At 61.9% G+C, this 18,531-nt stretch carries 19 protein-coding genes and 3 tRNA genes; 16 read left to right on the top strand and 6 right to left on the bottom strand.

The features are described from left to right. The first annotated feature begins 74 nt into the window (after positions 1 to 74). On the top strand, positions 75 to 1,376 hold the full coding sequence (locus tag ACZ1JC_RS00110; RefSeq protein ID WP_465139930.1) for an ammonium transporter: 1,302 nt from the start codon (positions 75 to 77) through the stop codon (positions 1,374 to 1,376). Then, on the top strand, positions 1,373 to 1,885 hold the full coding sequence (locus ACZ1JC_RS00105; protein WP_465139931.1) for a DUF805 domain-containing protein: 513 nt from the start codon (positions 1,373 to 1,375) through the stop codon (positions 1,883 to 1,885). Before ACZ1JC_RS00110 ends, ACZ1JC_RS00105 begins: the two co-directional genes overlap by 4 nt. A 4-nt stretch (positions 1,886 to 1,889) precedes the next feature. Here ACZ1JC_RS00105 and ACZ1JC_RS00100 read toward each other — a convergent pair whose 3' ends face one another. Beyond that, positions 1,890 to 3,065, bottom strand: coding sequence for an FAS1-like dehydratase domain-containing protein (locus tag ACZ1JC_RS00100; protein ID WP_465139932.1), 1,176 nt, complete (start codon positions 3,063 to 3,065; stop codon positions 1,890 to 1,892). Positions 3,066 to 3,262: 197 nt separating this feature from the next. Here ACZ1JC_RS00100 and ACZ1JC_RS00095 point away from each other — a divergent pair, with 197 nt between their 5' ends. Continuing rightward, positions 3,263 to 4,213: an NAD(P)H-dependent flavin oxidoreductase gene (locus tag ACZ1JC_RS00095; RefSeq protein ID WP_465139933.1), complete on the top strand. Its 951-nt coding sequence runs from the start codon at positions 3,263 to 3,265 to the stop codon at positions 4,211 to 4,213. Here ACZ1JC_RS00095 and ACZ1JC_RS00090 read toward each other — a convergent pair. The 3 genes from ACZ1JC_RS00090 to ACZ1JC_RS00080 all read right to left on the bottom strand — a co-directional run bounded on the left by ACZ1JC_RS00090 (position 4,168) and on the right by ACZ1JC_RS00080 (position 6,107). After that, positions 4,168 to 4,716, bottom strand: a complete 549-nt coding sequence (locus tag ACZ1JC_RS00090; protein ID WP_465140259.1) for an AHH domain-containing protein — start codon at positions 4,714 to 4,716, stop codon at positions 4,168 to 4,170. The two genes, ACZ1JC_RS00095 and ACZ1JC_RS00090, sit on opposite strands and share 46 nt — an antisense overlap. A 43-nt stretch (positions 4,717 to 4,759) precedes the next feature. Further along, complete coding sequence (locus ACZ1JC_RS00085) at positions 4,760 to 5,539, bottom strand: hypothetical protein (RefSeq protein WP_465140260.1); 780 nt, start codon at positions 5,537 to 5,539, stop codon at positions 4,760 to 4,762. Between the two features lie 94 nt (positions 5,540 to 5,633). Beyond that, positions 5,634 to 6,107 carry a flavodoxin family protein gene (locus ACZ1JC_RS00080; protein WP_465139934.1) on the bottom strand — a complete coding sequence of 158 codons (474 nt, stop codon included), beginning with the start codon at positions 6,105 to 6,107 and terminating at the stop codon, positions 5,634 to 5,636. Positions 6,108 to 6,300: 193 nt separating this feature from the next. Between ACZ1JC_RS00080 and recJ the strand changes: the two genes are divergently transcribed. From recJ to ACZ1JC_RS00045, 7 genes are all read left to right on the top strand, one after another. Then, positions 6,301 to 8,100, top strand: coding sequence for a single-stranded-DNA-specific exonuclease RecJ (gene recJ, locus ACZ1JC_RS00075; RefSeq protein ID WP_465139935.1), 1,800 nt, complete (start codon positions 6,301 to 6,303; stop codon positions 8,098 to 8,100). A gap of 104 nt (positions 8,101 to 8,204) precedes the next feature. Beyond that, positions 8,205 to 8,279 (top strand) — tRNA-Glu (locus ACZ1JC_RS00070). 36 nt (positions 8,280 to 8,315) lie between these two features. Beyond that, a tRNA-Glu gene (locus ACZ1JC_RS00065) sits at positions 8,316 to 8,390 on the top strand. 37 nt (positions 8,391 to 8,427) lie between these two features. Continuing rightward, positions 8,428 to 8,502 (top strand) — tRNA-Glu (locus ACZ1JC_RS00060). Between the two features lie 600 nt (positions 8,503 to 9,102). Then, positions 9,103 to 10,305: an IS256 family transposase gene (locus ACZ1JC_RS00055; RefSeq protein WP_465135341.1), complete on the top strand. Its 1,203-nt coding sequence runs from the start codon at positions 9,103 to 9,105 to the stop codon at positions 10,303 to 10,305. Between the two features lie 258 nt (positions 10,306 to 10,563). Further along, positions 10,564 to 11,667, top strand: a complete 1,104-nt coding sequence (locus ACZ1JC_RS00050; RefSeq protein WP_465139936.1) for a DUF3182 family protein — start codon at positions 10,564 to 10,566, stop codon at positions 11,665 to 11,667. Then, positions 11,664 to 12,404 carry an alpha/beta hydrolase family protein gene (locus ACZ1JC_RS00045; protein ID WP_465139937.1) on the top strand — a complete coding sequence of 247 codons (741 nt, stop codon included), beginning with the start codon at positions 11,664 to 11,666 and terminating at the stop codon, positions 12,402 to 12,404. The genes ACZ1JC_RS00050 and ACZ1JC_RS00045 overlap by 4 nt, the downstream gene beginning before the upstream one ends. A 27-nt stretch (positions 12,405 to 12,431) precedes the next feature. Here the strand turns inward: ACZ1JC_RS00045 and ACZ1JC_RS00040 are convergent, their stop codons facing one another. After that, positions 12,432 to 13,091, bottom strand: a complete 660-nt coding sequence (locus ACZ1JC_RS00040) for a UdgX family uracil-DNA binding protein (RefSeq protein WP_465138070.1) — start codon at positions 13,089 to 13,091, stop codon at positions 12,432 to 12,434. Between the two features lie 278 nt (positions 13,092 to 13,369). Further along, complete coding sequence (locus tag ACZ1JC_RS00035; RefSeq protein ID WP_465138069.1) at positions 13,370 to 13,666, bottom strand: plasmid stabilization protein; 297 nt, start codon at positions 13,664 to 13,666, stop codon at positions 13,370 to 13,372. A gap of 142 nt (positions 13,667 to 13,808) precedes the next feature. Between ACZ1JC_RS00035 and ACZ1JC_RS00030 the strand changes: the two genes are divergently transcribed. The 6 genes from ACZ1JC_RS00030 (at position 13,809) to ACZ1JC_RS00005 (ending at position 18,517) form a co-directional block, all read left to right on the top strand. Further along, on the top strand, positions 13,809 to 14,609 hold the full coding sequence (locus ACZ1JC_RS00030; RefSeq protein ID WP_443478419.1) for a nucleotidyltransferase family protein: 801 nt from the start codon (positions 13,809 to 13,811) through the stop codon (positions 14,607 to 14,609). Next, positions 14,593 to 15,330 (top strand): metallophosphoesterase family protein, encoded by a 738-nt coding sequence (locus ACZ1JC_RS00025; RefSeq protein ID WP_465138068.1) that lies wholly within the window; start codon positions 14,593 to 14,595, stop codon positions 15,328 to 15,330. The genes ACZ1JC_RS00030 and ACZ1JC_RS00025 overlap by 17 nt, the downstream gene beginning before the upstream one ends. 346 nt (positions 15,331 to 15,676) lie before the next feature. Further along, entirely contained in the window at positions 15,677 to 16,219 is a 543-nt protein-coding gene (locus tag ACZ1JC_RS00020) for an MgtC/SapB family protein (RefSeq protein ID WP_465138067.1), read from the top strand. Between the two features lie 381 nt (positions 16,220 to 16,600). Further along, positions 16,601 to 17,428, top strand: coding sequence for a PPK2 family polyphosphate kinase (locus ACZ1JC_RS00015; RefSeq protein ID WP_465138066.1), 828 nt, complete (start codon positions 16,601 to 16,603; stop codon positions 17,426 to 17,428). Positions 17,429 to 18,017: 589 nt separating this feature from the next. Beyond that, positions 18,018 to 18,200 carry a hypothetical protein gene (locus ACZ1JC_RS00010; protein ID WP_465138065.1) on the top strand — a complete coding sequence of 61 codons (183 nt, stop codon included), beginning with the start codon at positions 18,018 to 18,020 and terminating at the stop codon, positions 18,198 to 18,200. A 59-nt stretch (positions 18,201 to 18,259) separates the two neighbouring features. Beyond that, complete coding sequence (locus ACZ1JC_RS00005) at positions 18,260 to 18,517, top strand: hypothetical protein (RefSeq protein ID WP_465138064.1); 258 nt, start codon at positions 18,260 to 18,262, stop codon at positions 18,515 to 18,517. The last annotated feature ends 14 nt before the right edge of the window (positions 18,518 to 18,531 follow it).

Below are 18,531 nucleotides of genomic sequence, written 5' to 3'. Positions count from 1 at the left end.
TGCCCCCGCACGATTTCCTGCTCTAAGTCTTTCCCCGTGTTCGGCCGCTGCCCGAACCGTTCGGGGGGAATACCATGACCAAGCGCTACACGGTTGCCGTGGGGCTGCTTCTTGCAGGATTTGTGAATGCGGCGCCCTGTGCGGCACAACCGGCTGCCGGCCCGGCGCTCGTTGCAGACAGCGGCGATACGGCATGGCTTCTGGCTGCGACAGCATTGGTCTTGCTGGCGGCGCTGCCCGGCATAGCGCTTATCCATTCGGCCCGATTGCGGGAAGGTAACGCCCTGTCGGTGATATTTCAGGCGCTCGCCATCGTCGCTGTCGCCACCCTGAGTTGGGTGGTCGTCGGCTATACGCTGGCCTTTGGAGACGTAAGCGGAGGCTGGATCGGGGCGGGCAACGCCTGGATGCTGATCCGGCTTGGCGTACTGCGGGTTGGCACCGCCGTACCCGAGAGCGCCTTCGTGCTTTTCCAGCTGGCTGTCGCCACGCTCGCCCCCGCGTTGATGACCGGCGCCTGGGCAGAGCGGGCCCGGTTCGGCTGGGTGCTGCTGTTTTGCGGATTATGGTCCCTGATGATCGGCGCGCCGGTCGCGCACTGGATCTGGGGCGGGGGATGGCTGGCCAGTTCGGTCGGCACGCTCGATTGGGCGGGCGGACTGGTGGTGTTCGTTGCGGCCGGCGTCTCCTCGCTGGTCGTTGCCATGATGATGGGCCGCCGGCTTGCGCCGCCCAGCGTCGGGAACCGGTCGGCCATGCCGCTCGTGGGCAGTGCGCTGCTGTGGATAGGCGGACTTGGACTTTGCGCAGGCTGGGCGCTGGCGGCCAACGATACTGCCGCGGCCGCTGCCATCAATGCCCACGTCGCGATGGCAGCCGCGCTGCTGACCGGCTTGGCGGCCGCGCGCCTTGCCGTCGATCGCGCCCGGACGATTGCCGGCCCTGGCACCTACATTCTGGCCGGCCTTGCCGCCGTGGCGCCCAGTGCGGGTTACGTATCCCCCGGCGCGGCGCTGGTGCTTGGCGCGGTTGGCGCGCTGATCGCATTGCCGGGCCTTGCCTTGCTCGGCCGCATGCGAATCGACGATGCACTCGGCATCTTTGCCTCGGCCGGGTTGGCCGGCGCGGCCGGGACTCTTCTGATAGGCGTTTTTCAAAACCCTCAGTTGGGCGGAACCGGATATGCCGCCGGCTACACGATGGTTTCACAAACCTTTGCCCAGGCAGTAGGGCTAGGTGTAGTTTGCCTGTGGTCTGCCGTGGTAAGCGCCATTGCCGCCCTGATGGCCTCGATCCTGTTTCCAATGCGCATGTCGGAAAGTGCCGAGCGCGCCGGACTGGATGCCAGCACCCACGGAATCGAAGCGATTTCATGAACGATACGCTTAAACTCTGGCTGACGCTCGCTACTCAGTCCGTACGTCGAACTTTCGTGGTATCGGGCCGAGCCACGCGCAGCGAATTGATCTCGTGGGCCGCCCTGGTCCTGCTGGTGGACACCGTTGCCGGCGCGGTCTCTTCGCTCACGGTTTCCGGCGCCACGCTGGAATGGACGCGGTTCGCCATTACCGTCCTTGCCATGATCCCCGGCTTTGCGCTGTTTGCGCGGCGTATGCATGACATCGGCTATCGTGGATGGTGGACCCTGCCGATGCCGCTCGTGGCCATCCAGAATCTGGCGCTCGAACTGGTTACACGCACCGCCGGGTGGCAAGCGCGCGGCAGCATGGAAGCCGTCACGGGCTATCTGGATTGGATCCTGTTTCCTGCGTTCGGCTTCGTCTATCTGATTTTGCTGCTGGCGCCCGGCACAAAAGGCGCGAACGGATACGGCCCCGATCCCAGGGCCGCACCCGATTTGCCGGTCACGACCATGCCCGCCTGACGACTCAGCCCGGCTTCTTCGGCAGCGCAATCTCTGCCAGACCGGCACACATCAGCGTGCCCTTCTGGTTCGCCATCTTGTGCTTGACCTGGACAAGGTGGCGGCCGTCTTCGTCCACCATCTTGTCCACCACTTCGGCCGTCTGGATCGTGACATCGCCCGAAAGCGCCGGACCGCGATAGTTCGCGGTGGAGTGGACCACCATGCCCCATTCACCGGCCCATCCGGCCAGATAATCGGTCACCCAGGCCCCCATCGAGGCGCCATAGCCATAAGCGCGCGGCATACCGATCTTGCGTGCATACTTGGGGAACAGGTGCCCGCGCGAGGGGCCGAAATAGGCCCCGTCGGTCAGTTCGGGGTTGATCCGCTCCATATGCGGATCGTTCTCGTGACCAGCCATTTCCGGCGTGAAGCCCAAGGCGGCAAGATCAAGCTCGCGGCGATCCAGCGTGCCCCAGGTCGTGAAGAGATAGGAACGCCATTCAGTCGTGAAGCTGGCAACGGTGTGCGGCCCGAAAACGCGTTCGGGAAGCTGGTCGCCGATATTCACATCATCCCACCAGCGTTCCTTGTGGCCCAGATCGTGAATCATCTGGATCCACGCGAACTTGCGCTCTTCCAGCTTCTCCAGTTCCTCGTCCGTCCATTCGGGTTCGTCGAACTCCGCCGTGTTGACGGTATCGCCGCCGGCATGGGCAAGATAGCGGATCGCCGTAGAGCGCTGCTTGGCAATCAGTTCGCCATGCTGATTGCGATAGAAGTTGTCGCCGCGCTGGAAGCAGGTGGGGCCAAAGCCCGTGTTCTTCAGCACGTAGTCGAACGGAATGCGCTCATTGGTAACGGTGTCGCCGCCGAACACGCGGGGGCCATAGTGCCAGAACTCGTCGCCGCCGAAGAGCAGGTGAGAATTGGGGATGCAGCCGACGCAAGACGGCGCGGTGCCGTGGCCGTCGTCCATGACGATCGGAAAGCTCTGCGGCGCGACGAGACGGCCATACCGGCTTGCCGCGGCATAGGCAGGATCGAAGTGGAGCAGGTTTGCATAGTGCATCGCCTGAACCCATCGGCGGATGTCGTTGTTGCCCAGCGGTTCGCGGATCGGCGAGGAATCGATGACTTTGCCGAGGTACTGATCGATGTCCGAACAATCCAGCGTGGCGGTTGCCGCTTCGGCCATGGCGAAATCCTCTCCTGATCCGGGCCATTGCTTGGCCCATTAATGGTCGACAGTGCTGTCTATTACACCTCGCCATGCGAAGGTCACGCCTCAAGCGGTCCTTCCGATGCGGTAACGCCGTGGCGCTATGCCGCTCTCGACAGGGTGACGGTAGCCGATTATGCCGCAGTTTAATCGATCACTTAAACGGACCGGACATGACCCTGCCTGCGCTCTTCTCCCACCTGCGCCTTCCCGTGATTGCCGCCCCGATGTTCATCGTTTCCAATCCCGATCTGGTGATTGCCCAGCTTCGCGCGGGGATCGTCGGCAGCTTTCCGGCGCTCAATGCGCGGCCGGCCAGCCAATTGGACGAATGGCTTCACAGAATTTCCGAAGAAACGTCGGGCTGCGGCGCGCCTCTTGCGGTCAATCTGATCGTCCACAAAAGCAACAACCGGCTTGAAGAAGACCTGAAGGTTCTGGAAAAGCACAAGGTGCCGCTGGTGATCACGTCGCTTGGGGCGATACCCGAGGTGAACGCCGCAGTGCATGGCTGGGGCGGATTGGTCATGCATGACGTCATCGACGATCGTTTCGCCCGAAAGGCAGTCGAAAAGGGTGCCGACGGACTTATCGCAGTTGCCGCTGGAGCCGGCGGCCATGCCGGAACGCAATCGCCGTTTGCGCTGATGCAGGAAATTCGCGCGTGGTTCGACGGCCCTCTGGCGCTTTCCGGCGCCATCGCTTGCGGCCGCTCGATCCTGTCGGCGCAGGCCATGGGCGCCGATTTCGCCTATGTCGGCAGCCCCTGGATCGCCACAACCGAGGCTAACGCGGCGGAAAGCTACAAGCAGGCCATCGTCGACAGCCATGCTGCAGACATCGTCTATTCCAGTCTCTTCACCGGGGTGCACGGAAACTACCTGCGTTCCTCGATCCTGGCGGCTGGCCTCGATCCGGCCCATCTGCCCGAGGGTGACAAGAACCAGATGGATTTCGGCTCCGGCGGCAACACTGCGGCAAAGGCGTGGAAGGACATCTGGGGCGCGGGACAAGGCGTTGGCGCGGTGGAGCGGATCGAATCGGTTGCCGATCGTGTCGCCGCACTGGAAGCACAGTATCAGGCCGCGAAGATCGAGCTGAGCGGACGAACCGGCATTTGCTGAGGCACGGGGACGGGGTGCGTGACGTCTCTCGTCCCTGTTCCAAGCCAGAGCATATCCGCTGCGGCATCCAGATCGGAAAAATCGAGGTCCGCACCGAACGGATCATGCCGGTTCAGCAGCGGACGGACAGCCCGGCGAGAAAGCAAAAGCCGCCGCAGCGCACGGCGCAGAAAGGTAAGGCGCATCTCCGCTTCGGTCGCTGCGCCGCGCGGGTTCCGCGCCTTGCCCAGCAGCCATTGCGCCTCGATCTGCGAAACGCGTTCCATGACGAGTTCGGTGTAGCGGTTGTGCGGCCCCCTGTGCAGCGGCAGCCCCATACGCAGCACCGCACGCTCGTTGCATGGCAGTAGCAAGCCGTTCTCGCGAAAATTGTCGAAATGGGCCCGCTCGTTGCCAACGGCTGCGAACATGCGTGCGAAGGCATGTCTCCCCAGCAATTCTCGCGGCAGCAGATGGTGCCGCTGGAGCCCGGGATCGTAGTCTGGGTGATGCCGCAGGTTCACCGCCCGAAAAGGTAGGGGCTTTCGCAGTGGTCTGCCGCCCCTTTCAATCCTGGCGCCAGATCCAGACCAGCTTGCCGACCTGCGAAGGTTCTGCAAGCAAGCTTGTTCCCTCGATCGGTGTGGGCGACGTTACGGGTCCGCGGCGCACAAGGTAATCGGCCACACGCAGGGCAAGCTTCACGGTATCCGCCTGCGCCTCACCCTGCCGCGCTTCAAGTTGAAATTCCTGTCCGCAAAAGGCCTCCAGCCCCTGACTGGCAATGCTGCCGTCGTCCGCCTGCGCCAGCGCCGACAGACCCAAGGCCGGGAATGCGCCGCCGCTGAGCCAGTTCATCACGATCCGTGCGAAATAGCCCGGCGCCATGACCGTGCCGGCAAAATGCCACACAACCGCCGAAACGGGCAGTTGCAGGCTCAATGCGGCCGCGAGGCCCACCAGCGTGCGCACGACCGGAGGCATCGTTCCGCCCCCGGCGATATGGCCGCTCGGCATCAGATCAATCGCCTCAAGCTCGTCCAGCCTGGGTGGCGTTTCGAACCCATAGACATGACACGAAGGCATAACCGAAGCGGCTTTGGCCGGCGCAAGGCCCGATATGTCGAAAGTGAGCCCGCTTGCGAGCAATTCGAGCCATCCCTGTTCGGCAGGTGGGCGATGGCTGACCCGTGCCGTCGGCGCGCCGCCGTCACTTGCCGCCAGCACCCCTTCGATAATGGCAACCGACGGCCTGGACGGGGGGGCAAACAACAAAGAAATGCCGGTGGTCCCCGAACGCGATCGCGCGTCGTTATTACAAAGCCCCAAGCTCACGGGATCATCCATTTCCACGCGAACAATTGGCACCAATATTCAACATTCGTCGAGTCAGATTTTCACGATGAACAAGCATTAACCATGCCGTGCCAACGCAGACTCTTCAGAAGATGCCCAGCGCCAGTCCTTCGGCAAAGACCATGCCTAGTTCGCAACACGCATCGAGATCGCCATGCGAAACCGTCTTTTCGGCAAGAATTTCCTTGGGCGTCTGCGCATTCACATGCACGATCAACGGATCCGCAACACGCTTCAGCCGCCATCCCGTGACAATGCGGTCCACCTGAGCCTGTGCGCCCATGCCGTCGGTGCCGGCGGCAATGGCGGTGGCGTAGGGGCGCCCTTCAAGCCTGCCGAGCAGAGGGTAATAGCAGCGGTCGAACATCTCCTTCATCATTCCCGACATCGTGCCGAGATTCTCGGGACAGACGAAGATATATCCACTCGCGCCCAGTAGAATGGCCGGCATCGCCTCGGCGGCGGGAAGCAGGTAGGACGATTGCCCCGCCCCTTCCGCGATGGCGATGGCCATTGCGCGCGCGGCGCCGGTGCGGCTGTGCCAGATGATCGCCAGCATGGTTCAGCCTTTCCAGCCAGCAGGCGGACACTTCGCTTGTTCCGCGCGTATCGTCATGGCAGCCCTCTCCTCGGCTTTTGCCGGCACTATACGCCCGCTTGAAGCGGTTCCCTAGTGATCAATGCCGCCAGAACACCCGCCATCGGCATATCCGCGTCTTCCCGTCTGCTTCGCGCTGGTATAACCGGCCTGAATGGCTTCCCGACCCGCATCCGTCTTCGGCGTAGATCGCTCGCTCTCCGGCAAATCCTGGCGCTGGCGCGGCGGCAACATGGACCTCTCCGAACCGGGTTCCGGCGTCGGCAGCGGGTCCATCGACGATATCGTCACCCAGTTGCTGCTTTCGCGCGGTGTCCCGCGTGAGGATCTGGACCGCCACCGCAACCCCTCGCTGCGCTCTTTCTTGCCGGATCCGTCGGAATTTCGCGACATGGATGCGGCTGCGGAGCGCCTGGCGCAGGCCGTGCTGACGGGCGAATCGGTTACCGTCTACGGCGACTACGACGTGGACGGCGCGACCAGCGCCGCCCTGCTGATCCTCCTTCTGCGCGAGCTGGGGCATGAGGCACGGTACTATATTCCGGATCGCCTGCTGGAGGGGTACGGCCCGAGCGGAGAGGCATTGGTGCGAATCGCCGGCGAAGGGTCCAGCCTGATCGTCACTGTCGACTGCGGCGCCATGGCCTATGAAGCTCTGGAGATGGCCAGCAACGCCGGCGTCGACGTCGTGGTCGTGGACCATCACAAGTGCGCTGCCGTGCTTCCGCGCGCGATGGCGCTGGTCAATCCCAACCGACTGGACGAGAGCGAACTTGCCGCCGCGCATGGTCATCTCGCCGCGGTGGGCGTGGCTTTCCTGCTGGCTGTCGCCACCGTGCGCGTGCTGCGCCGCCAGGGATTCTTCGCGAGCCGGCGAGAGCCTGACTTGTTCGCGCTGCTCGACCTCGTGGCGCTGGGCACCGTCGCGGACGTTGCCGCCCTGCACGGCCTCAATCGTGCGCTCGTCGCGCAGGGCCTCAAAATCATGGCTCGGCGCGACAATATCGGCATGTCGGCTCTGATCGACGCCAGCCGCCTCAATCGCGCGCCCACTTGTTCCGATCTTGGCTTCGCGCTCGGCCCGCGCATCAATGCCGGCGGCCGCGTGGGCGAATCGACGCTTGGCGTGCGCCTGCTCACCACGACAGACCCTGACGAGGCCCGTGACATCGCCGCCCAACTCTCGCGCCTGAACGATGAGCGCCGTGCCATCGAACAGGCCGTGCAGGAAGCGGCCGAGGCGCAACTGGCCGCGCAGCACAACCGCGCGGTCGTGGTTGTCGCAGGCGCGGGTTGGCACCCCGGCGTAATCGGTATCGTGGCCGGTAGAATCAAGGAAAAGACCGGAAAGCCGACATTGGTCATCGCCCTCGATGCCGACGAGGCAGGACAGGGCAAAGGTTCGGGCCGATCGATTTCCGGCGTCGACCTTGGCGCCGCCATCATCGCCGCGCGCGAGGCTGGTTTGCTGGTCGCCGGTGGCGGGCATGCCATGGCTGCGGGCCTCACCATCGCACCGGACAAGGTGGACGCTCTGGCCGAATGGCTGGATTCGCGCCTCGGCAACGATGTCGCCCTCGCCAGCGCCCATCAATCGATGCTGCTCGATCTCGCCCTCGCCCCCGGCGGCCTTACGCCCGAACTGGTGGAAACGCTGGAAAGCGCCGGCCCCTACGGCATGGGTTGGCCCGGCCCGCGCGTGGCCGTCGGCCCGGTCCGAGTGATCAAGGCGGATACCGTTGGTGCCGACCATGTCCGCCTGATCGTAAGCGGCAATGATGGCGGGCGCTTCAAGGCCATGGCTTTTCGTGCCGCCGAATCCGAACTGGGCCAGGCACTGCTCCACGCCACGCAGGGACGTCGGCTCTGGCTGGCCGGTCGCGCGAAAATCGACGATTGGGGCAGTCGCCCGCAGGCGGAATTACACGTCGACGACGCAGCTTTCCTCGACTGATTTCAACAACCGACACCCATAGCTCATTTTTCTCGTCAGAGGGGCTTGACCCCCCGGGGGACCACCGCTAGAGGGCCGGTCCTGCCTCCGGCGCAGCTCGGAATGGCCCCTTCGTCTAGCGGTTAGGACGCGGCCCTTTCACGGCTGAAACACGGGTTCGATTCCCGTAGGGGTCACCATTTCGGTGCGCTGAGTGCAGAAAAAATGCCTTTTCTGGCCCCTTCGTCTAGCGGTTAGGACGCGGCCCTTTCACGGCTGAAACACGGGTTCGATTCCCGTAGGGGTCACCATATCGACAGTCTCCGGACAGTCGCGACTGGTCTTTACGGCCCCTTCGTCTAGCGGTCAGGACGCGGCCCTCTCACGGCTGAAACACGGGTTCGATTCCCGTAGGGGTCACCAGTCTTTTCAAGCACTTAGACCGTGCTGATAAACTTTTGCCTAATATTTGCCTAATATACAACTGCGGCCGAGTGCGGTCGTGGGCGAACAATTTTGGGCTAGGCACTGAGCATCTTATGATGTTTTTTTGCATCACTTCGCGCGGACCGATAGCGGAATTAAAACCCGATTTGCGGGCTACGGGTTCGGCCGATCCAATCACATTCAGCAGCCAACGATACGACGCCTTGAGCCGGCCGCAGCCCATTGCCAGACCGATTAGAGCATTTCCTCGAGGGCCGCTGCGAGACTAGGCCTTGCTGGGAACGAAGGTCGTTCATGCCCCAATTGGGTAGCCGCCGCGCTCGCGCGATATCTGCCAGAACCCTTCTCATCGCATCTCCGAAGAATTGCTCGCCCAGCGGAGCGCAGCACTTTAAAGACTGAAACCTTTCATTGCGAGAAGCCACAACGGTGAGCTCCGCAGCCAGCAAACGTCGCAATCATTGATCCATTTACAGATCGTGTCCCGGGAGGTGGTGTAGCTGAGGGTTGAGGTGGTCACCGTGATTTTCGGATAGGTTTGGGTTGCGAAACTCGAACCTGACGGAAGGAATCACGATGACCGATCCGATGATGCACCTGCGTTCGCTGGTAGAGAAGACCCCGGACGCGGATATTCTACGCGAGATGATCTCGTTTGCCGCCGAGCGGCTGATGGAGATGGAAGTCGGCAACCTGACTGGCGCTGGCTACGGCGAGAAGTCTCCCGACCGGCTTGTTCAGCGCAACGGGCACCGCGAGCGCGACTGGCAGACGCGGGCCGGCACTGTCGAGCTGCGGATCCCAAAGTTGCGCAAAGGCAGCTACTTTCCCGTTTTCCTCGAACCACGTCGGATGGCGGAGCGGGCGCTGACTGCGGTGATCCAGGAGGCCTACATCCAGGGCATTTCCACCCGCTCAGTGGACGATCTGGTCAAAGCGCTTGGCATGGACGGCATCTCCAAGAGCCAAGTGAGCCGCCTATGTGAGGAGCTCGACGAGCGCGTGCATACCTTCCTGGACCGCCCGATCGAAGGGGATTGGCCGTACCTTTGGATCGACGCAACCTACGTGAAGGTTCGGCAGAATGGGCGGATCGTCTCGGTGGCGGTGATCGTCGCGGTAGGCGTGAACAGCGACGGTCGCCGCGAAGTGCTGGGCATGGACATCGGCGCCTCGGAAGCCGAGCCTTTCTGGACCGCCTTCCTGCGCAAGTTGACGCGCCGAGGACTGCGCGGCGTCAAGCTGGTCATCTCCGACGCGCACGAAGGCATCAAGGCAGCCGTCTCCAAACTGCTCTGTGCCACGTGGCAGCGCTGCCGGGTTCACTTCATGCGCAATGCGCTGGCTCATGCCGGTAAAAGCGGCCGCAGGGTTGTCTCCGCCTTCATCGCCACCGCCTTCGCTCAGGAAACACCCGAGGCCGCCAGCCAGCAATGGCGTGCCGTGGCCGATCAGGTGCGACCCAAACTGCCCAAACTGGCAAACCTGATGGATGAAGCCGAACCCGATGTGCTGGCCTACATGACCTTCCCGCGCGAGCATCGCGCCAAATTACACAGCACAAACCCCATCGAGCGCCTCAACGGCGAAATCAAACGCCGCACGGATGTCGTCGGCATCTTCCCCAATGAGGCTGCCATCACCCGACTCATCGGCGCTATCCTCATGGAACAGTCAGACGAATGGGCCGTCCAGCGTGCCCGCTATATGACCCTTGAAACCATGGCGCCGGTCAGCGACAATCCAATCACCATGCTCTCAGCAGTCCCAGGAGCATGAACGGCCCAGACGGATGCCGAAATGCGCGGCGCCTCGGCTTCAGCTACACCACGCCCCGGGACACAGTCTAAGGCCCCCCTCAATCGATCGGTAATCGCTGTTCTCACGCCCACTGAACCGCACCTCCGCCAACCTCGTTGCCGTTCGGTTGTCGCTGCGCCGCCTCTTGCCCACGACCGGAAGATCGACCGCCAGGCATCCCCGTCTCGTCTCGCGCGTTACCCCCGATGGTGACTAAGCAACATATGGCGAACATCGATGGGTGCGGATTTCTCCGAGGCAAACCCGACACCGGACCAGCACGATAACCAGCATGACCGGTCGGCTCGGCATGAAGTGGCACGGCGACTGGCGGGTTTATGCCGCGGCGTTTCCTGCCAAGAGCACGACCGGATCACCTGCTTTGACAGTGAGGGTCAACCCAGACCCTATTTCATTCCCAGCGACACTCTTCTTACCACTCAAGCCGGCGAACTCGGCATTGCGTGTGAGGGCGATCTCTATGGCGGTGTGGTGCCTTTCCGTTTCATCGCGACAAAGGCCGTTGGCCATCCGCTCGTGCGGGGTGCGCGCGCAGTGCCCGAAGGTTGGAACGAGGGTTTGGGTAAAGCCTTGGGTGAAACGGTGCTTCCGGGCTTTTCCACGTTCGATCTCGTTGATGCGCTGGCAGCGGCAACCGATCTGCTGGAATCCGGCCCCGTCCGTATCAAGCCGGTGGAAGCCACCGCAGGGCGCGGACAAATGGTAGTCCGTAGCTCGGAGGAGCTGGAAACCGCACTGAGCCGCCTGGACCCCGATCAGGTTCGGCGAGAGGGGCTCGTGCTGGAACAGAACCTTTCGGATGTGAAAACCTTCAGCATCGGATCGAGCAGGGTTTTCGACCGCAGCATCGCGTATTGGGGAACTCAGGCGATCACTGTCGATCGCCGCGGACACACCGTTTACGGCGGGACACGTCTTCACGCCGTGCGCGGCGGGATGGCAGAACTTGCCGCCCGCGATTTTTCCCACGAACTGGCCGAAGCGATCGAGAAGGCCCGTCATTACGACCGGACGATCTTTGAAGGCTTTTCAGGGATGTTCGCATCGCGCCGGAATTACGATGTTGCCAGCGGACGGGACCATCTGGGTCGCAGCCGCATTGGCGTGCTGGAACAGAGCTGGCGGGTCGGCGGAGCGACACCGGCAGAGATCACCGCGTTTGAGCGCTTCGCCGCAGACCCGCAGCGCGATGAGGTGATTTGCGCCACCGTCGAAGTCCATGGAGACTGTGACGCTGCGCCGCCGGGCGCCATCGTCTACTACGCGGGGATCGATCCGGTCGCCGGCCCGATGACGAAATATGTGATGGTGATCGAATGAAGACGAAGTATCAGGTCAGGCTCGAAATCAGCGGCCAGACGTTGGACGGAACTGTCCTGACCCCGGCGAAGCTGACCCCCGGCGTACTGTTCATTCACGGCTGGGGTGGGTGCCAGGAGCAGGACCTGGAGCGGGCGGAAGAAATCGCGCAGCTGGGATGCGTGTGCTTTACCTTCGATTTGCGCGGTCACGCCCGCCATGATGAGGACCGAAGTCGCGTCACTCGTTCTGATGGTCTGGCAGACGTGACCGCAGCCTACGATTTTCTGGTCTCACAACCCGGCGTCGATCTGTCCGCCATTGCCGTGGTCGGCACCAGTTACGGGGGATATCTGGCAGCTTTGCTGACCGCCGAACGCCCTGTGGCGTGGCTTGCCTTGCGCGTTCCAGCACTTTACCCGGATTCCGAATGGGATGTGCCCAAGGCTCTTCTCGATCGCACCGAAATCGATCGGTATCGCAGCCACTTCCGCAGCGGTCATCAGGACCGCGCGCTTGCGGCATGCGAAAAGTTTGCCGGTGATGTCCTGATCGTGGAATCCGAACACGACGATTACGTTCCGCACGCCGCGATCAGTTCGTACATGGCTTCGTTCCGCCGCAGCCTTTCGCTGAATTACCGCATATTGAAAGGGGCCGATCACGCGCTTCAAGACGAGAAGCAGCGTAAAACCTACAATACGCTGCTGATTAACTGGGTGGAAGAACGGGTGCGCGAAAGCCGGCGTCCATCCTGACTGGCTCGCACTCCATTGTCGTCCGCTCTATCCGAGACGCGCCGCGCGGTGCAGATCGTAGACCAGTCTCGCGTGTTCGGCCGCCCTGTCATTCGCGCCGCGAATGCGCAGCACGAAACTGGGGTGCACGGTAGCGATCAGACGGTGTCCTTCCCACTCCCCTACTTCGCCCCGAACCGAAGCGAGCGTCTGCCGCCGACCGGTGACGGCCTGTAGCGCTACGGCGCCGAGCGTGACGATCGTGGGGGAGTCGACCAGCCGGATTTCCTCCGCCAGCCACCATCGATAATGGGCAATCTCGTCGGTCTTGGGCCGCTGATGCAAGCGGTGCTTACCCCGCTGCACGAACTTAAAGCGCTTGACAGCGTTTGTGACGAAGACCTCGTCCCGGGGCAAGCCGGCTTCCCGCAGGCATTCGTCCAGCAATCGGCCTGCCGGGCCTACGAAGGGGCGGCAGGCGCGATCCTCCTGATCTCCAGGTTGCTCCCCCACCAGCATCACGCGGGCATGGGGCGGCCCTTCCCCAGGTACGACATGATCGGAAAACTCGGCGGAAGGGGCTACGTCTTCCCGCTCCAACGCGCGATAAAGGCTTTGCAGGACACGGAAATGACGCTCAACCGGGCGTTCCTTCGAGCGGATGAGCGCTGCCTTTTCCGGCGTCGCCGGCTCTTGCCCGGAAGCCATCAGGATTTTCCTTCCGCACTTCGTGAATGTTGCGCGGCGGTGCCGCACCCTCCTTGCTGTCCCCTATCCCCTCGCTATTGCCATGCGGGTCGGTCGCGGACCTCGGTCGCTTGCCCTTTGCGACCGGCGCGCGGATCATCTCGTTTTCCACTTCCCGGTACTTCGGCCGCGTCTTGGCTGCATCACCGGGCCGGCCTGATTGTCGCTCATGTTCCATCTCCTAGGGAAGGGCGCCAAGCGGCGACCTCCCCGCAATTGTGCGGGCTCTGGTAAAAGTGTCAGCCGCCGGCACGCTTTCGGCGTGTTTCCCAACCCTTCTTCGCGGCGGCGGACCGGTCAGCGTGGCTTTGCGAAGAACCCCCAATACGGCCGCCCTTGCGCGAAGACGCGTGACTTTCCTTCTTGCCGCGGCCGGAGCCGGACTTTTTTCCGCCACCGGATTCCTTGTTCACGGTCGCCCAGGCACGGCGTTCCGCTTCCTTTTCGCTGACGCCGCGATCCTCGTAGCCTTCCTCGATATGTTCGGCTTTGCGCTTTTGCTTGTCGGTGTAACTCGACTTGTCGCCTCTCGGCATGATGTCTCTCCCAATGGGTTTGCAGGGAGAAAGCATGTCCTGCCCGCCAGGATTCAATCTCGATCAAGCTCGCAGGTTCCCACCGATCATCGCGAGGGAACCCGCGGGCCCGGTCTCGGTTGATCACGCGAGAGGATGCGCCGTGGCTACAGTCTCCGTCCCAGACGACCCGCACCGTGAAGAGCATAGCTTCGACCCGCCGTCGAACGCGGTCGAGTTCTATGCGCACAGCCTGCAATTGCTGGCGGGCTGGGACATTCCATACTTACTTTCAGGCACTTACGCGCTGACTTGCCACACAGGCCTGGTTCGCCCCACCAAGGATATCGACATCTTCTGCAAGCCCGGCGATGCGCCGCGCCTGCTCGCGCGCTTCAAGGCAGAGGGCTACCGCGTCACAGTGGAGGACGAACGGTGGATTGCGAAAGTCTGGTCTGGTGAAGCGTTCTTCGACGTGATCTTCAACATGTCTTCCGCGTCGATCCCGATCACGGATTCCTGGTTTGGCGAGATTTTCACCGCGCAAGTCTACGGCACGCAGATACGTATAACCCCTCCCACCGAATTCATTGTTTCCAAGGCCTTCATCCAGGACCGCTACCGGTACGACGGCGCCGATGTCGCCCATACAATTCTTCGCCGGCATGAAGATATCGACTGGCACCGCCTGCTGTCACTGATGGAGCTCCACTGGGAAGTGCTGCTGCTTCATGTGCTCAATTTCCGCTTCATCTATCCGACCGAACGCGATCTGATCCCGCGCTGGCTGTTCGATACGCTGATCGAGCGCATTCGCGCGCAGGCGGAACTGCCCCCCGCGGAAGTGCGCATCTGCCGTGGCAGGCTGTTCTCTCCGCGAGACTATCTCACCGACATCAGCGAATGGGGATTTGCCGATCTTGTCGGGAAAGGATTGGACGAGAAGCATGAACGCCACCACTGAACCTGCGCCCCCGCTGCGTCTGGCCGCCATCGGCGACCTTCATGTCACCGACGACGACACCCGACGGTACCGCGACCTGTTCCAGGAAATTTCCCGCAATGCCGATGTCCTGGCGCTTTGCGGCGACCTGACCAACTTCGGCAAGGCGAGCGAGGCGGAGCGGTTGGCAGAGGACCTGCGAGGATGCTCGATCCCGATGGTTGGCGTGTTGGGAAACCACGATTACGAATGCGGCAGCCCCGAAACGGTAGCGCAAATCCTGCGCCAGGCAGGGGTCAGGATCCTAGACGATCAGGCGGTTGAGATCGAGGGCGTGGGATTTGCCGGGGTCAAGGGTTTCGTTGGCGGCTTCGGACGCGGCGAACTTGGCGCATTCGGAGAAACGGCAATCAAGACTTTCGTGGATGAGGCCATCGGCGAAGCGCGAAAGCTGGAGAACGGCCTACGATCTCTGCGCACCGATCGCGCTGTTGCCGTCCTGCACTATGCACCGGTGGTGGAAACCGTCGCAGGAGAACCGCCCGAGATATTTCCGTTTCTGGGCTCATCACGCTTGGCCGATGCGGTGGACCGGTTCGAGAATGTCAAAGCCGTCGTCCATGGCCATGCCCATCGCGGCACTTACGAAGGGCATACGATGCGCGGCGTTCCGGTCTACAACTGCGCGCAGTTCGTGGTCTCCGAACGGTTCGGCAGGCCCTATGCGATATTGGAAATCTGACGATGCCAGCGGCTGAGTCGCGATTTTCCTGCCTTGTACCGACCCGAGTCCGAGTTGCAGCGCTGTTACGGCCCGGCAATGCTCTCTGGCCAGCATAACGCTTTTGCTTTGTTCGACGCACGGGCAGTGACGTCGCTCGGTCCCGTGCCTCATCGCGCCATGCGCGAAACTTGTCCGCTTAGCGTTTGACGCGAACAAATGGCCAGGCGACGCTTAAAGTTGAACGAATAGGCCAGCCCGGCGTTTCCGCTTTAGTGACAACCATCGCAGATTTACCGCGAACGCCGATAGGTATTCGCTCCACCATTACATACGAGCGATGGTCATGACATGGATGAGCACCAAAATGCTTGAAGATGACCTGGTGACCACACTCATGCGGCTCGGCCTCGCGACCGTGTTGGGCCTCGCGCTTGGCTTTGAGCGGGAGCGACGAGGTCATGATGCAGGCCTGCGAACACACGGTTTGGTGGCGCTCAGTTCGGGCATGCTTACCCTTTCCGCGCTGGAACTGGTTGAAACGCATGGCGAGGGCGATCCCGTCAGAGTGATTCAGGGGCTCGCCCAAGCCATCGGATTTATTGCCGGCGGCCTTATTTTCGTGCGCGGGGGAGACGTGCGCAATATGACGACTGCAGCCAGTCTCTGGATGGCAGCTGCCATTGGAATAACCGCCGGTGCCGGCCAATATGTTCTGGTTCTGGCCGGCACCGTATTGGCGCTGACGTTACTCGCGGCCGTGACCGTAGTGGAACGGTTTTTCCCGCATCGCAACAGCGACTCCAATTGCTCGGAAGAAATACAGATGCCGAACCGCCGCGGCTCCTCTTCGCATTCAGCCCAGTCTGGCGATCAGGAGCACAGGCCATCGGCGCGCGACGAACGATAGCGCGGGTGCGGATCAGGCTATGATCCAATCGGAGCAAGAAGCGTCAAGTGCACGAGAGATGCATCCGCTGCCGGGATCTGCCGAAGCGGTCATTCTCGATCTCGGCTAGCAACCACGTCTGATCCCTCGCGTTTAGTATGCCATGCGAGGTTAGGAGCTGCGGCGCCGCTAATGAAACCTCCGGCGAAGAAAATCATGAAATGCGCAGCCGCAGAGGAGCTAGACGCGGCTTTCGAACTCGCAGGCGAAGGTTCTGAGATCATGCGTTATCGAGAAAAATGCTCGACTTCGGACAGATCGCGTCAACGAGGTGATACCCTCGGCCGGGCGGGAAAAGTCGATGGCTTTTCAACTCGTCTGATTGCGGTTTAGGGCAGCCTCATGGGGTTCGCCGGCAAATTCCGTGTACATCCGCACGACGCAGTGTACCTTGACGCGCTTGAGACCCGAGCTTGCCGCAGCACGGAGCGAATTCCAACAAAGGCAAAAACCAAGCGGCTGGTCGAGAGTATCGGCGATTCCCAATACCTTCTCTATGCTGGCGCCGATCGGTCACTACTGATTGTGCTGCAAGGTCCGGACGCATCGGGAAAAGACGGTCTGATCCGGCATGTATTTTCTGGCGTGAACCCGCAGGGCGTAAAAGTCACCCCTTTCGGCGAACCAAGCGAGGCGGAGGCACGGCACGATTTCCTGTGGCGGGTGCACCGGAGGACACCCGCAAAAGGCGAGATCTCGATATTCAACCGCTCGCATTATGAGGCCGTACTCGCGGAGCGGGTGCGCAAGTTGGTTCCGCGGGAAATCTGGGCCGAACGCTATGCGCTGATCAATTCGTTCGAATCGCTTCTCGCCGAAAATGGCACTGAAATCTGCAAATTCTATTTGCATATCTCGGCCGAGGAACAGCTCAAGCGTTTCCGCCGCCGGCTGGAAGATAAGTCACGCCAATGGAAGATCGACGAGGCTGATTACGACGACCGAAAGCTCTGGCGGGAATATCAGGCGGCGGCCGAAGAGATGCTGCGGCGCACGAGTACGAAGATCGCACCCTGGTACGTGATCCCCTCCGATCATAAATGGTTTCGTAATTACGCCGTCTCACGGATCATACTCCGATCGCTGCGACGGATGCGGCTTCGCATTCCCCCGGTCCAAGCGGACATTGCGGAGATTAAGCGCAAATTTCACGATACGGCAGGCGAATGACGAAAGGTCAGAAGCTTTACCAATTTGGCGCTGCGGTTATCGAACTCGAGCCTGCCAAATTGCTCCCGCAAGGACGCGACCCCAACGGGCTCGGTGCCATAAATGCGCAAAAGCCGGGCGCTCAGCCCGCTCGCGCGCAGCAAAGAGCGCGTTCGCTCCACAGGCGGGGCGCCCAACCATTTCTGCCTGCTATTCCGGGCCTACCCAAGCGACTGAAAACTATCCCCTCCGACGACTGCCGCACATCGGCTCGGCTGCAGACCCGACTTTAGATCGCAGCCTTTCCGCTGGAGGCATTGCACGTCAGCACACCGCGCCCCAATTGCCCCCCGGCCCCCGTTCCCGTCGGACTCTCCCCTCTACCCTCTGCCCATTTGCACTGCCCGGTACCGCTGCCCTCTCCCTTTTGCCTTGCTGTCGGCTCACCGTTCGCACAATTCAAAAAAGTTCCCGAGATACTCAATAATACTTCCCGTACTGTGAATACATCGCAGCCTAATGGTCACTTTTGTTCACAGGAGCCAAATCGCTTCTCGTGCAATTAGTATTCACCACGCACAAGCGCGGAAGTCCAATTTTGGAGAGAGCCATGAGTATCGAAGGCAAGGCCAAGGAAGCAGCCGGCTACGTCAAGGAAGAGCTGAACGAACACGGCAAGTCGCCCGAGGCGCAGAAGAAGGCCCAAGAAGGGCGTGATCTGCGCAACGAGGGCCGCGTCGAGGACGGCAAGGCGCCCAAGACCTCGAAGCCGGGCACCGAGAAGAGCGAATAAGCCAGGACGGGCCGGCGTGCCAGCCGCGCCGGCCCGGTCCCTACCCGAGAGACGCCCGCATGTTTACGCAGCTCAATCCTACTGTTCCCCTTCACGTTGTCGGCAAAGGCGACGGCTACGCGATCGGGATCATCGACTACGGGCAGGAACACAACCTGATCTGGGTCACCGCGCTCGACAGTTCGGGTGAGATATGGTGCGCGCCCAATGCGACCGTGCGACTGGGCAAAAACTGGACCATGGGCCGGCAGGAAAATCCCCTCATTACCCAGCACAAGCTCGCCGAAACGCCAGGTGAGCAGCGTTCGGCCTGCTGATGGTCCTGTCGGCC

The sequence above is a fragment of the Sphingomonas sp. BL-S-28 genome, from assembly GCF_055521515.1.
The sequence above is the reverse complement of the archived record's forward strand: the minus strand, read 5'-3'. Positions and strand labels throughout refer to the sequence as shown.

Coding starts and splice junctions, on each gene's coding strand:
- ACZ1JC_RS00010 (WP_465138065.1), top strand. CDS start 18,018: ATGAGTATCGAAGGCAAGGCCAAGGAAGCAGCCGGCTACGTCAAGGAA.
- recJ (WP_465139935.1), top strand. CDS start 6,301: ATGGCTTCCCGACCCGCATCCGTCTTCGGCGTAGATCGCTCGCTCTCC.
- ACZ1JC_RS00100 (WP_465139932.1), bottom strand. CDS start 3,065: ATGGCCGAAGCGGCAACCGCCACGCTGGATTGTTCGGACATCGATCAG.
- ACZ1JC_RS00095 (WP_465139933.1), top strand. CDS start 3,263: ATGACCCTGCCTGCGCTCTTCTCCCACCTGCGCCTTCCCGTGATTGCC.
- ACZ1JC_RS00085 (WP_465140260.1), bottom strand. CDS start 5,539: ATGGATGATCCCGTGAGCTTGGGGCTTTGTAATAACGACGCGCGATCG.
- ACZ1JC_RS00035 (WP_465138069.1), bottom strand. CDS start 13,666: ATGCCGAGAGGCGACAAGTCGAGTTACACCGACAAGCAAAAGCGCAAA.
- ACZ1JC_RS00050 (WP_465139936.1), top strand. CDS start 10,564: ATGGGTGCGGATTTCTCCGAGGCAAACCCGACACCGGACCAGCACGAT.
- ACZ1JC_RS00015 (WP_465138066.1), top strand. CDS start 16,601: ATGGGGTTCGCCGGCAAATTCCGTGTACATCCGCACGACGCAGTGTAC.
- ACZ1JC_RS00025 (WP_465138068.1), top strand. CDS start 14,593: ATGAACGCCACCACTGAACCTGCGCCCCCGCTGCGTCTGGCCGCCATC.
- ACZ1JC_RS00045 (WP_465139937.1), top strand. CDS start 11,664: ATGAAGACGAAGTATCAGGTCAGGCTCGAAATCAGCGGCCAGACGTTG.
- ACZ1JC_RS00080 (WP_465139934.1), bottom strand. CDS start 6,107: ATGCTGGCGATCATCTGGCACAGCCGCACCGGCGCCGCGCGCGCAATG.
- ACZ1JC_RS00055 (WP_465135341.1), top strand. CDS start 9,103: ATGACCGATCCGATGATGCACCTGCGTTCGCTGGTAGAGAAGACCCCG.
- ACZ1JC_RS00005 (WP_465138064.1), top strand. CDS start 18,260: ATGTTTACGCAGCTCAATCCTACTGTTCCCCTTCACGTTGTCGGCAAA.
- ACZ1JC_RS00020 (WP_465138067.1), top strand. CDS start 15,677: ATGCTTGAAGATGACCTGGTGACCACACTCATGCGGCTCGGCCTCGCG.
- ACZ1JC_RS00105 (WP_465139931.1), top strand. CDS start 1,373: ATGAACGATACGCTTAAACTCTGGCTGACGCTCGCTACTCAGTCCGTA.
- ACZ1JC_RS00040 (WP_465138070.1), bottom strand. CDS start 13,091: ATGGCTTCCGGGCAAGAGCCGGCGACGCCGGAAAAGGCAGCGCTCATC.
- ACZ1JC_RS00110 (WP_465139930.1), top strand. CDS start 75: ATGACCAAGCGCTACACGGTTGCCGTGGGGCTGCTTCTTGCAGGATTT.